Genomic DNA, 431 nt, shown 5'->3' with positions numbered 1-431 from the left:
AATTACGGCCACGGCGGCAGTGGCTGGTCACTCTCATGGGGGGCGGCGTATCTGGCGGTCGGGCATGCGGCGGCAACGCTGGAGCGCAGGGTTGCGGTTATTGGCTGTGGCATTATCGGCCTGACATCGGCCCTGACCGCGCTGCGCGCAGGGCTGGATGTAACCATTTATACCCGCGACCTTTTGCCCCATACCCCATCCATGCGCGCAAGCGGGAGCTGGACCCCGGACTCCCGCATTGCCCTGAGTGCGCAGGCCAGCCCCAGCTTTGCCCGCACATGGGAGCAGATGGCCCGTTACTCCTTGCAGACCTACCGTGATGACCTTGGCCTGCCCGGCAACCCGATCGATTTTCGCGATAATTATACCCTGTCCGACACACCGCTCGATGCCGCCGACCATGCCCCGGCCCCGACCGATGCGGGTAAAGG

1 protein-coding gene is annotated in these 431 nt (G+C 64.5%); it reads left to right on the top strand.

The window, feature by feature from the left end; all coding sequences use genetic code 11:
- On the top strand, positions 1–431 hold a 431-nt coding region (locus tag HK26_RS12980), incomplete at both ends, for an FAD-dependent oxidoreductase (protein WP_143296390.1).

It is taken from the genome of Acetobacter okinawensis, from assembly GCF_002153655.1.
GTDB lineage: Bacteria > Pseudomonadota > Alphaproteobacteria > Acetobacterales > Acetobacteraceae > Acetobacter > Acetobacter okinawensis_A.
Note: the sequence above shows the minus strand (reverse complement) of the source record. Positions and strands in the feature narration are given on the sequence as shown.